Origin of the sequence: Streptomyces sp. NPDC051963 (assembly GCF_044593495.1) — a bacterium.
GTDB lineage: Bacteria > Actinomycetota > Actinomycetes > Streptomycetales > Streptomycetaceae > Streptomyces.
Window position 1 is genome coordinate 448,590 of record NZ_JBIUCC010000006.1, and the last position, 12,990, is coordinate 461,579.

Consider the following 12,990-nt stretch of genomic DNA (forward strand, 5'->3'; position numbering starts at 1 on the left):
GGTCACAAGGCAGACGTCACAACCCGGATCCTCCCGTCCCGCAGTGCAGCGTTGCCGCTCCCCAGTCCGCGTGGTCGTGTGCGTTTCCGTCGCCGCCGTCGGTGACCCGTAGCGTGAGGCGCTCCGCGCCGTCGACCGGGGCCCGGACGGACACGGCGGCGTCCGCGCCGGTCAGGACCTCGCTGCCGTAGACCTTCTTTCCGTCGGCGAGGACTTCGAAGGCGGTGCTTCCGCCGTCACCCACCTCGTCGTCCAGGCCGACCTCCGCCGTGAAGGCCGAGCACGCCCCGCCGAGGTACATCGTCACGACCGAGTCGGCATGCACGCCGAGCCCCTTGTCGTAGGACGTGCCGCCGATGGTGAGGGGCTTGCCGTCGCCGGGGGCGGACTCGCCGTTGCTCCTGTCCTTCTCCACCGGGCCCCAGCCGTTGTCCGCGGTGATGAAGTCCAGGTCGGACACGGATACTTCACCCTGAGGAGGGGGCGGGGTGCCCTCGACGACGAGGGTCGCCTCGTGGCGCACCCGCGCGCCGCCGGTGGAGTTCGCGGAGACCGCGGCCACGGTCGGTCGCCGGCCGTCCGGGGTGCCGTCTCCACGGGAGATCACGACGTCCACGGTCGCGGACTCACCGGCCGCCAGATCACCGATGTCCGACGAGACGCTCGGTACGACGGTCCAGCCGGCCGGCGCCTCGAAGTCCGCCGACACATCGCCCAGTTGGACGTCACAGGGGTTGCTGACGGTCAGCTTGCCCGGAGTGGACCGGCCGGCGGGCAGGCCGGTGTCCTCCGCGGTCAGCTTCGCGCTCGGGGTGCAGACGACCGGACCTCGGGGAGTGCCGCTGCCTGCCTCGTCGCCGGTGAGCGGGCGCAGGCGCAGCGTGTACGCGTACTCCTGGTCGGGCCGCACCTGGTACTCGGGCAGCACGGTGTGGAAGGTCTCGCTGACTCCGCTGACCGCGTGGTCCAGGTGCAGGGTGTTGCCCTGAGGGCTGCGCTTCAGGGCGAACGGGTAGGCCGCGCGGTCGAGATCCTCGTACGGCGTGACGCCGGCGGAGAAGGTCTGCGAGGTTCCGGAGACCAGGAGCCCGCTGCGCCCGTCGGAGAGGGAAGCCCAGCGGACGTCCTCGTGGTTTCCGTAGTCCTGTGGCCGGGTGTATTCGGAGAACTGCTCGTCGGCGTCGGTGGAGTACACGCCGACGGGTGAGCCGTCCTCGCGGTCGTTGTAGTTCTCCTGGGGGCCGCGGCCGTACCAGGTGAACTCGTCGTAGCGGTCGGGGAGTTGCAGGGCCAGGCCGATGCGCGGCAGGTAGGGCACCTTGCGCGCCGCGCCATGCGCCTCGGCCCGGTGGTCGATGCGCACCTCACCGGTTCCGGTCACGGTGTACCGGATGGTCTGGGTGAAGGAGGAGTCCTTGACTCCCGGGGCGGCGACGGTGCTGGGCACGGTCACCGTGACCGCGCGGTCCCGCTCGGCCACCTCCACCTTCCCGGGATCGGTCCGCAGCCGGTCGAGGCCGGCCGCACGCCATGGCCCCTCCTCGGAGCCGATCTCGTTGCTGACGGGAGCCCGCCAGGCGTCCAACTCGGGCCCACCGCTGAGCAGTTCGCGCCCACCCGCCTTCATGGAGGTCAGCTCGCCGCTCTTGCGGTCGAAGGTGTACGTGAAGCCCTTGCCGGACACGGTGATCCGGTCCGGCGTCTCGGTGGCCGTCACCTTGCCGGGCGCTCGGGCGGGCAGTACTCCGGCCAGTTGCCGGCCGCCGATGCCGAACTGCTCGACGGCGACGGTGTGCCCGGCCCTGGCCCACGCGGTGTCCTTCACCTGCACGGCTTCGACGGTGAGTTGCCGGTCGGCGTCCTTCGGGTTGGCCGGGGGTGTGGTCAGGCGGATGTCCGTCCGTTCGCCGGGGGCGAGGGAGATCGGGCGCGTCCCCCGGTCGATCACCCGGGCGCCCTCGGTGATCTTCCACCGCAGTCGCAGATCGCCGGTGCCGGTGAAGGAGCGCTCGTTGAGCACCCTGACCTTGCCGACCGTCGCGTCCGCGTCGGTGATCCGGATAGGTGCGTGCACCGCCGCCATGGCGTGTGCCTCGGGCTGGACGGTGCGGTCGCTTGAGACCACCCCGTCGACGCCGCCGGTGCCGGCGCCGTAGGAGTCGTACTCGCCCTTCTCGGTGAGCCGGTCGAAGTCCAGGGCCAGTACGGCCTGGGAGGCGGGGTCGGCGTCCAGTTGCGCCGGGGTGAGCGCCCGGTGGTAGACGCGGACCTGGTCGATGGTGCCGTGGGCCATCCGGGTGGTGATGTTCTCCTGGCCGGTCTCCGGGTCGCGTCCGATGTTCACCGGCTGGGCGGAGTAGGCGACCGTACCGGCCCAGTCGGTGGCCGCCGCCTGCTTGCCGTCGATGAACAGCTTGACCGAGGTGCCGTCGAAGGTGCCGGAGACGCGGTGCCATGCGCCGTACCAGTCGGCGGGGACGTCCGCCGACGCCGTGTGCCATTCGCCGTCGCCGTAGACGAAGAACTCCAGCGTGTCCTTGTCCGCCATCTTGAGGGCATAGCTGTGGTTCCCCTTGGCGATGACCGTGAAGTCACCCGTCCAGTCGGCGGGTTTGACCCAGGCGTCGAGGGTGAGCGCGTCGGAGACCTGGTCGAGTTCCGGGTCCCGGTAGACCTCCACGAAGTCGTCGAGGCCGGAGAGTTCGAGCGCCCTGCCCTTCTTTCCCGTGACGTGGTCGGGCTTGCCCGTGACGTAGGACAGGATGTCGTTGCCGGAGGAGTCGGGGGTGGTGATCAGGGGCTGGGTGATGTTCTGTTCGGCCCAGTCCCAGATGAAGCCGCCCTGGACCTGGGGATATCGGCGTACGACGTCCCAGAACTCGCGGAAGTTTCCGAGGGAGTTGCCCATGGCGTGCGCGTACTCGCCCATGATGATGGGTTTCGTGGTGGACGCCGCCTTGGCCGCCAGGCCCGACGGCGAGGGATAGCGCGGACCCCAGACATCGGCGAACGGGGCGTCGCCGTCGGGTGAGTTGGACTGGTGGTAGAGCGGGCGACTCGGGTCGTTCGCGGTGAGGAAGTCGGCCATGGCGTAGTGCGCCTTGCCGAGCCCGGCCTCGTTGCCCGTGTCCCACATCAGCACGCTGGGGTGGTTCTTGTCCCGCTCGTACATCGCCGTGAGGCGATCCATGAACGCCTTCTGCCACTCGGGCCGTTCGGCCAGGCAGTTGTCGGGGCAGCCGTCGTGGTGGTGGGTCTCGATGTCCACCTCGTCGGCGATCCACAGGCCCTGAGTGTCGGCCAGTTCATACAGGTACGGGTCCGACGGGTAGTGCGAGGTGCGTACGGCGTTGATGTTGAGCCGCTTCATCAGGGAGACGTCGGACGCGGTGCGCTCGCGGGTCGCGTGGCGGCCGGTCTTCGCGTCGGTCTCGGCGCGGTTGGTGCCCTTCACCAGGATGCGCTCGCCGTTGACCTTGAGCTGTTTGTCCTTGATCTCGATGTCACGGAAGCCGACCGGCTGGGCGGTGGTGTGCGTGACTCTGCCGTCGGAGCCGGCGAGTTGGACGACGAGCGTGTAGAGGTTCGGGGTCTCGTCGCTCCACTTGGCCGGGGCCGCGACGTCGGCGCGAAGGGTGGCGGAGGCGGCACCGTTCTGCGGGTCCACCGAGCCCGACATCGTTGTCACCTCGCGTCCGCGAGCGTCGTACAGCGTTCCGGTGACCTTCCGCGCGCCGGAGGCCTCCTTGGCCGCGACATCCACCTCGGCCGTGAGCTGCGCGTCGCGGTACTCCTCGTCCAGGTCGGTGCCGATCGTGACGTCCCTGAGGTAGGTCCTGGGCGTCGAGTACAGGTCGACCGAGCGGAAGATGCCCGCGAACCTCCACTGGTCGTAGTCCTCCAGATGGGCTCCGGAACCCCAGCGGTGGACCTGGAGCGCGATGGTGTTCTTCCCCGGGTGCAGCCGCTTGCTGATGTCGAACTCGGCCGGGGTGTAGCCGCCTTGGTCGTAGCCGACGTAGGCGCCGTTGACCCAGAGCAGATAGCCGCTCGTCACGCCCTCGAAGCGGAGGAAGGTCTCACGGTCCCTCCAGTTCGCCGGCAGCTCGAACGTGCGCACATAGGCGCCGGTCGGGTTGACGTCGTGCGGCACCTTCGGCGGGTCGTCCGGGTACATCTCGGTCGGTATGTTGCGGAACATCGGATGGTCGAGGCCGTCCGTCTGCCACGTGTGCGGGACGCTCACGCTGCGCCAGCCGCTGCCACCGGTGTCGTAGCCCTCCTTGGAGAAGTCCTCGGGGACATCCTCGGGACGGTCCGACATGTGCAGCTTCCACGTCCCGTCGAGGGACTTGGTCCACGGTCCGTCCGACTCCGCCGCGAGCGCGCTGCGGGCGTCGGCGTACGGGGTCAACTCGGCGTGCGCCGGCTCCTGCCCTACGCCGGTTGCCTCCGGATCCTCCAGCAGGGTGTAGACGTCCGACGGGCGTGTGGGGTCATCGGCGGCAATGGCCGACGGAACGGGCGTCAGCAACGCCCCCGCCAGTGCCAGTGCGGCAAATCCTCGAAGTCTTCGTACGGCTCGGCGGAGTGGGGGCATCCGGCGTACCGCCCTTCTGGGTTCGCGAAACTACTCCGAAACAAACAGAAGCGCACGGTACCGAGCAGGTTGTGGGGTGCCAAGAGGTACGACACGAACACTTTCCCCCGTCGATACCGCGGGCGGCACCGACGGAAACGGGCGCTCCCGTAAGGGAATTCGCACTCTCAGGCATAGAGATCCGACCTATCGAAACGTGCCGCATCCGCCGCCGAAACTGACGCACCGTCGTGGAGTTGGAGAGAACCCCAGCCCTGTCGCCGCGCGCCCTGCGCAACACCCAGCCGCTCGGCATCAAGCAGTTGAACCCAACACAAAGTGGTGGGAGGAATAATCAAGAACTGTGGATTGGCGTGCCGCGCTCTTCTGCTCTCAGGGCGATGAGTTTTGCCGTGGTTTCCGGTCTCCAACCCCGAGACGCGATCAACCGCGATCGAGGAGAGCATCATGACCGCTACCTATACCTTCGACGTCTTTTCCAGCCTTGACGGCTTCGGCGGCGCCGGCGGCGACTGGACCGGCTACTGGGGCAAGCAGGGTCCCGAGCTGCTCGACCACCGCCTCGCCCTCTACCGGGACGAGCAGCGGATGGTTTTCGGGGCCAACACGTACAGGGCGTTCGCGCAGATGTTGGCAGCGAGCACCGAGGATTCCGATGTACGTGATCCCTGGGTCACACGGATGAGGAGCCTGCCGGCAACGGTGGTGTCGACCACGCTCGAAGGCCCCCTCGACTGGCCGGACGCCAAGGTCGTCAGCGGCGACGCCGTCGACGTCGTCGCCCGGCTCAAGGAGGAGTCCGAGGTACCGCTCCGCTCACACGGCAGCCTGTCGATGAACCGGGCGTTGATGGCCGCCGGACTGGTCGACCGGGTCCAGGTGACGCTCTTCCCCGTGATCACCGGTCGGACCGGGCTGGACCCGATCTTCCAGGGTGCGGCCGACTTCGACCTCGAGTTGATCGAGCACCGGACACTCGACGGCCACATCCAGGAGCTCGTCTACCGGCCCACCCTGCATGTCTGATCCAGCCGGTGGTCCTGCTCAGAGAGTGATGGTGCCGCGGACGCAGACGACGGCCGCGCCGCTGACCCAGACGGTGCCGTCCGCGTCGGCGGTCACCTCGATGCTCGCCGCCCGTCCCAGTCGCGTGCCCTGGGAGACCCGGTAGGAGGAGGGCGCGGTGCCGGTGGAGGTGAGCCACTGGCCGACGCCGGCGTTCATGCTGCCGCACGCGGGGTCCTCGGGCACGCCGACGCCGGGGGCGAAGGTACGCATCTCGAAGCGGTGCCGGGACCCTTCGGGATGGGCGCCGATCGCGCCGACCATCGCGGTCGGGATGAGGGACAGGTCGGGTTCGAGGGCGAGGACCTCCTTGGCCGTGGGCAACTGGATCACCGCCCAGCCGGGGCCGTTGTCGACCCACTGGTGCGCCACGACCCGGTCCCGCGTGATGCCGAACGCGGCCATGATCTGGTCCAGATAGGCGTCGTCGAGCGCGCCGTCGCGGAGCCGTGGCGGGGCGGCGAAGGACAGGGTGTCCTCGCCGCGGCGCACGGTGACCAGGCCCGCGGCGCACTCCTGCACGATCCGGTCGGTGTGCTGGGGCATGCCGCCGCCGTCCAGCCAGGCGCGCGCGGAGCCGAGGGTGGGGTGCCCGGCGAACGGCAGCTCACCGTCGGGAGTGAGGATCCGCAGCCGGTAGTCCGCCTCCGGGACCGTGGGGGGCAGCACGAACGTGGTCTCGGACAGGTTCGTCCAACGCGCCAGGCGCTGCATCTCCCCATCGGTCAGTTCCGTCCCGTCCAGGACGACAGCGACCGGGTTGCCGGAATAGGGGCTCGAGGCAAACACGTCGACCTGGACGAACGAGCGCGTACGCGGCGTGGTCATCAAAAGCCTGGCCTTTCAACGGGTTGCAGCGGGTTCTGCACGTCCCGCCCTCGGCGGAAGCAGGTCCATCCCAGCGGGCGTCCGCCCGGCAGGGACAGGGCCAGCCACAACAAAGTGGATTGATTGGCCAGGATCTGAGGAAGGGTCGTCGACCCCATCGCGCTGCCCTCCTCAGTCGTCGTCCGGGTTCGATACCCGGGCCTGTGCTGCCAGGATCTCGATCAGCGCGGTGGTGGCGGGTGGGTCCGGCGGGTCGCCGTATGTAGCGGCGTAGATCCGGCGGGCGTTGCCGGTGAGCTGTGTGGTGTGGATGCCCGGCGCCCGGTGAGCCTGTAACGCGAGGCCATTGAGGATGGCGACACCCATCCCGGCGGCGACCAGTGCCTGCGAGACGACCGTGTCGTCGCAGGAGTAGGCGATGCGGGGAGTGAAGCCGGCGCCTTCGCATGCCGTGATCGTGGCGGCGCGGCAGCGTTCGCAGCCGCCGACCCAGGCGGAGTCACGGTGGTCTTCGAGACGCTGACGGGGTTGGTCGCTGACGAGGTGGAGGGGGTCGTCCAGCAGGTGCGTGAGTCGGACTCCCTCCTCCTCCAGCGGAGTGTCGGCATGCCGGAAGATCAAGGCGATGTCGACGTGTCCGGAACGCAGCATCTGCAGGCCGTCGACCGGATGCGCATCGACGAGGTTCAGTTCGATTCCCGGGTACGACCGGGACAGTTCGACGGCGGCCCTCGGGACGAGGGTGCTGAGGACGGTCTGGAAACCGGCGAGCCGTACCCGTCCGGCGCGCAGGCCCACGCGGGCGGCCAGCTCGACAGATGCGGCGTCGACCCGTCCCAGGATCTCTGCCGCCCGCTGTGCCAGGAGTTCGCCTTCGGGGGTGAGCCGGATACCGCGGCCGGCTCGTTGGATGAGCCTGGCTCCGGTGACGGCTTCCAGCCGCCCCAGGTGGTGGCTGACCGACGGCTGGGAGTAGTGCAGCTCCTTCGCCGCTTCGGTCACCGATCCATGGCGGGCGACCGCCTCCAGAACCCTGAGGTGCGTCAGGTTCAGCATGGATTAAGTTTATGTATGAGACATGGGAAGAAATGGCATTAGACGTCATGGCATCGGGACGGCAATCATCGCTTCATGACGAGCTGAGACGACGAAGCTCCATCCGCAGACGGAAGGGAACGCCAGCCATGTCACTCGCCCGCGTCCACAACTTCTCCATCTCGCTCGACGGCTTCGGTACCGGCGATGTGCAGAGCCTCGACGCGCCGTTCGGCCACGCCGGCGAAAGGCTGCACGAGTGGATGTTCACCACCGGGTTCTGGCACACGATGACCGGCAAGCCCGGCGGGACCGGGGGCCTCGACGACGCCTTCGCGCAGCAGTTCGCACCCGGGATCGGCGCCGAGATCATGGGGGCCGGGAAGTTCGGGCCTCCCGGCTGGCACAAGGACCCGGAGTGGAAGGGGTGGTGGGGGCCCAACCCGCCTTTCCACACACCGACGTTCGTCCTCACCCATCACCCTCGCCCGTCGATCGAGATGGAGGGTGGCACGACCTTCCACTTCCTCGACACCTCGCCCGCCGACGCGCTCAAGACGGCCCGCGAGGCAGCGGGCGGCCAGGACGTGCGCATCGGCGGCGGGCCCACCGTGGTCCGCGACTTCTTCGCTGCCGGGCTCATCGACCGGATGCACGTCGTGGTCGTCCCGATCCTGCTCGGCCGAGGCGTGCGCCTCTGGGACGGGCTTGAGGGCACCGAGAAGGACTACGAGGTCGAGTCGGCCTCCTCGCCCACCGGAGTCACGCATGTGACGTTCACCCGCGTGGGGAGCTGAACCGCCTCAGTCGAGGACCCCGGAGCGCGGTCAGGGCCTGCGACGGTCGAGTCCACCGACACGTCCCGGGACGATCCCGCCCGGCCCGCGATCGTGAGCACGCGGCCTCGGAGATCGACCGGCGTCGCGTCGTCGCCGACCCGAGCGTGGACCCGGGTGGCTACGGGGTGCGCCGGTGATGGAGCGCCGGCAGGGCCAGGAGGACGCCGAGGACGAGGGCAGCGGCGACGACGCGCAGGATGCCGCCGAAGCCCAGGCCGGTGAGTGCGCCGGTGAGCTGCGGGCCCAGGCTGGCGCCGATGAACATGCTGCATCCGTAGAGGGCGACGGCCGCGCCGCGTGCGTGCGGGGCGCTGGTGTTGATGGTCTCGACGACGGCGGGTGCCGCTGCGGCGACGGCGGCCACGAACAGGAGCAGGGCGATGGCCAACGACACGGTGTGGCCGCCGAGAAGGGAACCGACCGCGACACTGATGGCGGCCAGTGCGAGGGCGAGGACCGCGCGCAGGGGTGCGGCCAGGCGCTGGAGCACGACGGAGAGCAGGGGGACGGCGACCAGGGCGGGCAGTGCGCCGGCCCGCAGGGCGAGGATGGCGGAGGAGTTCCCGGCGATGCTGGGCGGACCGGCGATGGCCACCGCCGTGTAGACGGCGACGAAGGCGGACATCAGGACCACCGTGGACAGGTACAGGGTGACCAGACGAGGCCGGCGCACCAGCCTCGGCATCGCCGCGAAGGCCTGAAGCAGTCCGCCGCCGGTGTCTTGGCGGAGGGTGGGCCGCAGAACCCGGCCGACGGGCAACACGCTCAGGGCCATGAGGGCGGCGCTGAGCCAGAAGACCGCGCGCCAGCCGAGTCCGGCCGCGACGGCTTGGGCGCCGATCTGCATGACGACGGCGGCTGCGAGCATTCCGCTGGTGATACAGGTCAGTGCGGTGCCGCGGCGCTGTGGCGCGATGTGGTGGACGACGTAGGAGAGCGCGGAAGGCGCGAACGCCGCGGCGGCCAGCCCCTGCACGCTGCGCAGCGCGACGGCCCAGGTCAGGTTGGGGGCCGCGCTGACAGCCAGGGTCGCCGCCGTGGCGGCCGCGAGACCGACGGTGATCACGGCACGCGATCCGTAGCGGTCCGACAGCGGACCGGCCAGGAGGAATCCGGCGGCATAGGCGAAGCCGAACGCCGTCGCCGTCCAGGTGGCCTGGCCCGGTGTCGTGCCGAGCGAGGTGGCCATGGGGTGCAGCAGGGCGAGGACGGTGTACATCTGGCCGACCATCAGGACGCCGAGTGCGGTCAGCAGTGCGATGGTCGGCGCAGCGGGGGCCCAGGCCGGAGGCTGCTCCGGCGTGCTGATCCCTGCTGCGTGGCGGGGGAGGGCGGTGGGGTGGGACATGGGGACTCCAGGAGGGGGCGTCTGGTCGCCGCCCCGCGTGTTGTGCGCGCGACACGATCGGCCGATGGCACCACCGGGATTCGGTGGGTGTCCCCGGCCGTGGCGGGACGGCCGGGGACGATGGAGAGGCATGCTCGGGAGGGAAGAGGGCTCTCAGGAAGGTCAGCCGAGCTTCATGACGTAGCCCGCGTGGTGCAGCTCGTCGCCCTGGAACTCCCCGTAGGCCCAGAAGCCGAGGTCGTCCAGGTAGTCGATCCGGTCGCCGTCGATCCAGTACCGGCCCTCGTAGGCGTGCGGGCGGCCGCCCCGGGTCTCGTCGTAGCGGCCGTCGGCGGTGAGCTCCTGGTGCAGGAAGTCGTTCTTGTCGATCCAGACGCCGACCCGCGGGCCGCCGGTCAGGTCCTCGGCTGCCGGGATGCCCGCCTCGGGCGCGGTGGCACGGCCGGGGACGTCGGTGCCGGCCCACAGGACGGGCCGGCCGGACGCGACCAGTGAACGCACCTGCTCCGGCCGCGACATGAGCGTGGCGAGGGCGCTCGGCACGTCGGCGGCGAGCTCGTCGGGCACCACCAGGAAGTCGGTGGTGTTGCCCGGCGTCAGCGTGGCGACGTACTCCGAGCGGTGGCCCCGGCCGCCGGCCAGTGCGACGGTGTCGACGACGGCGGGGGCGATGGTCATGCCGGTGCAGTCGACGACGATGGCGTTGTCGTCCTGCGCCGCGGTGATGATGCCCGGGCCGACGCCCACGAGCAGGGAACCGACGAACAGCAGGTCGGCGCCGGTCATGGTCCCGATCAGCGGATCCATCGTCAGGATGCGGGCGTTGGTGAACAGGACCGGACGCCCCTCGTCGTTGGAGAGGATCTCGTCGAGGGCCTTGGTGTTCCAGTCCATGGTGTTGGTGTTGCTGTCGGTGGTGCTCATTGCGTGCTCCTCAATGGATTGCCGGTGCAGGTTCGAGGCGTGTGTTCGGTGGCTTCGGCGACGCTGAAGCCGACGGGGCTGTCAGCCGGTGGTGGTGGTGTTCAGGACGTACTCGCGCGAGGCGTGCACCTCGTCGCGCAGGGCGGCCAGATCGACGTCGAGGACGTGGCCGTTCCACTTGCGGGGCTCGCCGTTGATGAGGACGGCGCTGATGTTGCGGGCGTCGGAGCCCAGCACGATCGTGCCGATCGGGTCGTTGAGCGGCATGTTGTTGAGATCCTCGGCCTGGATGACCAGCAGGTCGGCCTTCTTGCCCGGGGTGAGTGAACCGGTGACGCCGGCCAGGCCGTTGGTGTGAGCGCCCTGGAGGGTGGCGAAGTCCAGCACGTCGTGGGTGGTGATGCGGGAGGGCTGCTGGTCGGTGCCGTAGGCGGCGTTGACCGCGCGCATCCGCTGGATGGCGTGCAGGGCCCGTATCTGCGTGAACATGTCGCTGGCCAGGGCGACTTCGACGTCGATGCTCAGTCCCGGACGGATACCGACGGCGAGTGCCTCGTCGACTGCGGGGATCGCGGTCTCCAGGCCGATCTGCGCGTCGGAGGTCGGGGCGAGCGCCACGGTGGTACCGGTCTCCCCCATCACCTTCCATGCCTCGGGGGTCAGTCCGGTGGAGTGGATGAGGGTGACGTCGGGGCTGAGGATGCCGTCCTTGCCCCAGCGCAGGACCGCCTCCGAGGAGGACGTGCCGAAGACGGCGTCCACGCTCACTCCGATGCCCAAGTCCTTGGCGACGCGGGCGAGTTCAGGACCGTAGGCGAGGGCCGGACCGGAGATCTCGTCGGTGGCCAGGGTCGCCAGTCGCAGGGTCAGCAGTTGGTCGTCGCTGCTGAAGTACTGGTCCTTGATGCGGGTCAGGTCGCCGGGCCACTGCCGGTCCCAGTCGCCGAAGTGCGGGCCCATGGAGGCGTGCACCCCGCGGATGCCGGTGTCGAGGAGGGCCTGGATGGCGGCGTCGGAGTGTTCGCGGGTGCGGGAGTTGTGGGAGAAGTCGAGCATGGTCGTGATGCCGCTGTCGATCGCGGTCAGGGCGGCCAGGCGGGTGCCGATGTACATGTCCTGGGGCCGGTAGACGGTGGCGTACCCGGCCAGGGTGGTCATCACATAGCCGCCGAGGTCGTCGACGTCCGGCATGATCCGCCGCAGCTGGGCCTCCCAAGCGTGCCGATGGGTGTCGACGAAGCCGGGGGTGAGGATCGTGCCGGTGGCGTCGACGACCACGGCACCGTCCGCGCTGAGGTCATGTCCGACGGCGGTGATCGTGTCGCCCTCGACGAGGAGGTCGCCGTCGTCGATGACGCCGAGGTCCGGGTCCATCGTGACGACGGTGGCGCCGGTGAACAGGATCCGCCGCTGCGGGTCGGCCGACCGGCGCTGGAGCTGGTCGAGTATGGCGGCGCTGGTGGTGTCGTTGACGTTCATGGGAGGTTCTCCTCGCAGAGGTGCGGTGGGCCTGTCGCGAAGGCCTGTTGAGACCAGCGTCGACCGGTCGCGGCGGGGCAACCAGGCCGCCGTTTCCCCAGGTGCGCCACACCCACGATCGCCGTCGCCGACGTCCTGCGACGACAGGCGATCGAGGCCGCGCATGAGCCGCCTCAGAGCAGGTATTGCCACTTGGTCATGCGGGCCTTGAGGTCGATGGTTTCGCCGTCCAGCGTGAAAGTGCCGTCGCCGCGGTGGTGAAACAACCGCGGGTGCGGCTGGGACGGATCGACCCAGGCCCGTACCGGTTCGAGGACGAACAGGTTGTACGGGCCTACCAGAGAAGTGTCGGCGACCCTGCATTCGATGTTCGCGAAACACTCGGCGATCAGCGGTGCTTCCACCTGTTGCGCGGCCAGCGGGGTCAGGTCGAACTCCTGGAACTTGTCCACGTCCTGGCCCGAGCAGTTGCCGATGTCGACCGTGGTCTCGGCAAGTTCACTGCCAGGGATGGAGATGACGCATTCCCCGGTGTCGCGCAGCGCGGTGTAGCTGTGGTCCCACGGCCCGATGGTGCAGCCGATCAGTGGCGGGACGTGGCGGATCATCATGTTGAACCCGTTGGTCATCACGTTCGGGATGCCACGATGCTGTGTGGTCACCAGGATCACCGGGCCGGGCTCGATCAGTCGGTGGACCTGGTCCAAGGGGTGTTCCTGCAAGTCACTGACGCTGGTCATCGCTGGTCTCCTGAGGCGTGTTGGAATTGCCGAGGAGGCGGTCAATCGCACTTTCAGTGAATTCGCGGGACGGTGTCCTCGGCTTTTCTGTACGTCCAGTCTGGCCAGCGTTCGGTGACGTGATAAGGCCGG

Annotated in this window: 9 protein-coding genes; 2 read left to right on the forward strand and 7 right to left on the reverse strand. The window is 69.3% G+C overall.

From position 1 onward, the window contains the following. Positions 1-16 precede the first annotated feature (16 nt). Positions 17-4,600, reverse strand: coding sequence for a glycoside hydrolase family 2 TIM barrel-domain containing protein (locus ACIHFB_RS26635; RefSeq protein WP_400128116.1), 4,584 nt, complete (start codon positions 4,598-4,600; stop codon positions 17-19). Between the two features lie 447 nt (positions 4,601-5,047). Here ACIHFB_RS26635 and ACIHFB_RS26640 point away from each other — a divergent pair, with 447 nt between their 5' ends. Continuing rightward, entirely contained in the window at positions 5,048-5,626 is a 579-nt protein-coding gene (locus ACIHFB_RS26640) for a dihydrofolate reductase family protein (RefSeq protein WP_400128117.1), read from the forward strand. Between the two features lie 18 nt (positions 5,627-5,644). Here ACIHFB_RS26640 and ACIHFB_RS26645 read toward each other — a convergent pair whose 3' ends face one another. Together ACIHFB_RS26645 and ACIHFB_RS26650 are read right to left on the reverse strand one after the other, a co-directional pair. Next, positions 5,645-6,493, reverse strand: coding sequence for a PhzF family phenazine biosynthesis protein (locus ACIHFB_RS26645; RefSeq protein ID WP_400128118.1), 849 nt, complete (start codon positions 6,491-6,493; stop codon positions 5,645-5,647). A 171-nt stretch (positions 6,494-6,664) separates the two neighbouring features. Then, positions 6,665-7,549, reverse strand: a complete 885-nt coding sequence (locus tag ACIHFB_RS26650; protein ID WP_400128119.1) for a LysR family transcriptional regulator — start codon at positions 7,547-7,549, stop codon at positions 6,665-6,667. Between the two features lie 128 nt (positions 7,550-7,677). Between ACIHFB_RS26650 and ACIHFB_RS26655 the strand changes: the two genes are divergently transcribed. Beyond that, the gene (locus ACIHFB_RS26655; protein ID WP_365282945.1) at positions 7,678-8,325 is read left to right on the forward strand and encodes a dihydrofolate reductase family protein; all 648 of its coding nucleotides are present in this window, start codon (positions 7,678-7,680) and stop codon (positions 8,323-8,325) included. A 160-nt stretch (positions 8,326-8,485) separates the two neighbouring features. Here ACIHFB_RS26655 and ACIHFB_RS26660 read toward each other — a convergent pair whose 3' ends face one another. The 4 genes from ACIHFB_RS26660 to ACIHFB_RS26675 all read right to left on the reverse strand — a co-directional run bounded on the left by ACIHFB_RS26660 (position 8,486) and on the right by ACIHFB_RS26675 (position 12,858). Beyond that, positions 8,486-9,715: an MFS transporter gene (locus ACIHFB_RS26660; RefSeq protein ID WP_400128120.1), complete on the reverse strand. Its 1,230-nt coding sequence runs from the start codon at positions 9,713-9,715 to the stop codon at positions 8,486-8,488. Positions 9,716-9,877: 162 nt separating this feature from the next. Next, on the reverse strand, positions 9,878-10,639 hold the full coding sequence (locus tag ACIHFB_RS26665; RefSeq protein ID WP_365282943.1) for an Atu4866 domain-containing protein: 762 nt from the start codon (positions 10,637-10,639) through the stop codon (positions 9,878-9,880). An 81-nt stretch (positions 10,640-10,720) separates the two neighbouring features. Further along, positions 10,721-12,118 (reverse strand): amidohydrolase family protein, encoded by a 1,398-nt coding sequence (locus ACIHFB_RS26670; protein ID WP_400128121.1) that lies wholly within the window; start codon positions 12,116-12,118, stop codon positions 10,721-10,723. Between the two features lie 173 nt (positions 12,119-12,291). Further along, entirely contained in the window at positions 12,292-12,858 is a 567-nt protein-coding gene (locus ACIHFB_RS26675) for a flavin reductase family protein (RefSeq protein WP_400128122.1), read from the reverse strand. Positions 12,859-12,990: the final 132 nt, after the last annotated feature.

Bases quoted from the DNA above. Each gene is read 5' to 3' on its own strand.
- ACIHFB_RS26635 (WP_400128116.1), bottom strand. From the start codon at position 4,600: ATGCCCCCACTCCGCCGAGCCGTACGAAGACTTCGAGGATTTGCCGCA.
- ACIHFB_RS26640 (WP_400128117.1), top strand. From the start codon at position 5,048: ATGACCGCTACCTATACCTTCGACGTCTTTTCCAGCCTTGACGGCTTC.
- ACIHFB_RS26645 (WP_400128118.1), bottom strand. From the start codon at position 6,493: ATGACCACGCCGCGTACGCGCTCGTTCGTCCAGGTCGACGTGTTTGCC.
- ACIHFB_RS26650 (WP_400128119.1), bottom strand. From the start codon at position 7,549: ATGCTGAACCTGACGCACCTCAGGGTTCTGGAGGCGGTCGCCCGCCAT.
- ACIHFB_RS26655 (WP_365282945.1), top strand. From the start codon at position 7,678: ATGTCACTCGCCCGCGTCCACAACTTCTCCATCTCGCTCGACGGCTTC.
- ACIHFB_RS26660 (WP_400128120.1), bottom strand. From the start codon at position 9,715: ATGTCCCACCCCACCGCCCTCCCCCGCCACGCAGCAGGGATCAGCACG.
- ACIHFB_RS26665 (WP_365282943.1), bottom strand. From the start codon at position 10,639: ATGAGCACCACCGACAGCAACACCAACACCATGGACTGGAACACCAAG.
- ACIHFB_RS26670 (WP_400128121.1), bottom strand. From the start codon at position 12,118: ATGAACGTCAACGACACCACCAGCGCCGCCATACTCGACCAGCTCCAG.
- ACIHFB_RS26675 (WP_400128122.1), bottom strand. From the start codon at position 12,858: ATGACCAGCGTCAGTGACTTGCAGGAACACCCCTTGGACCAGGTCCAC.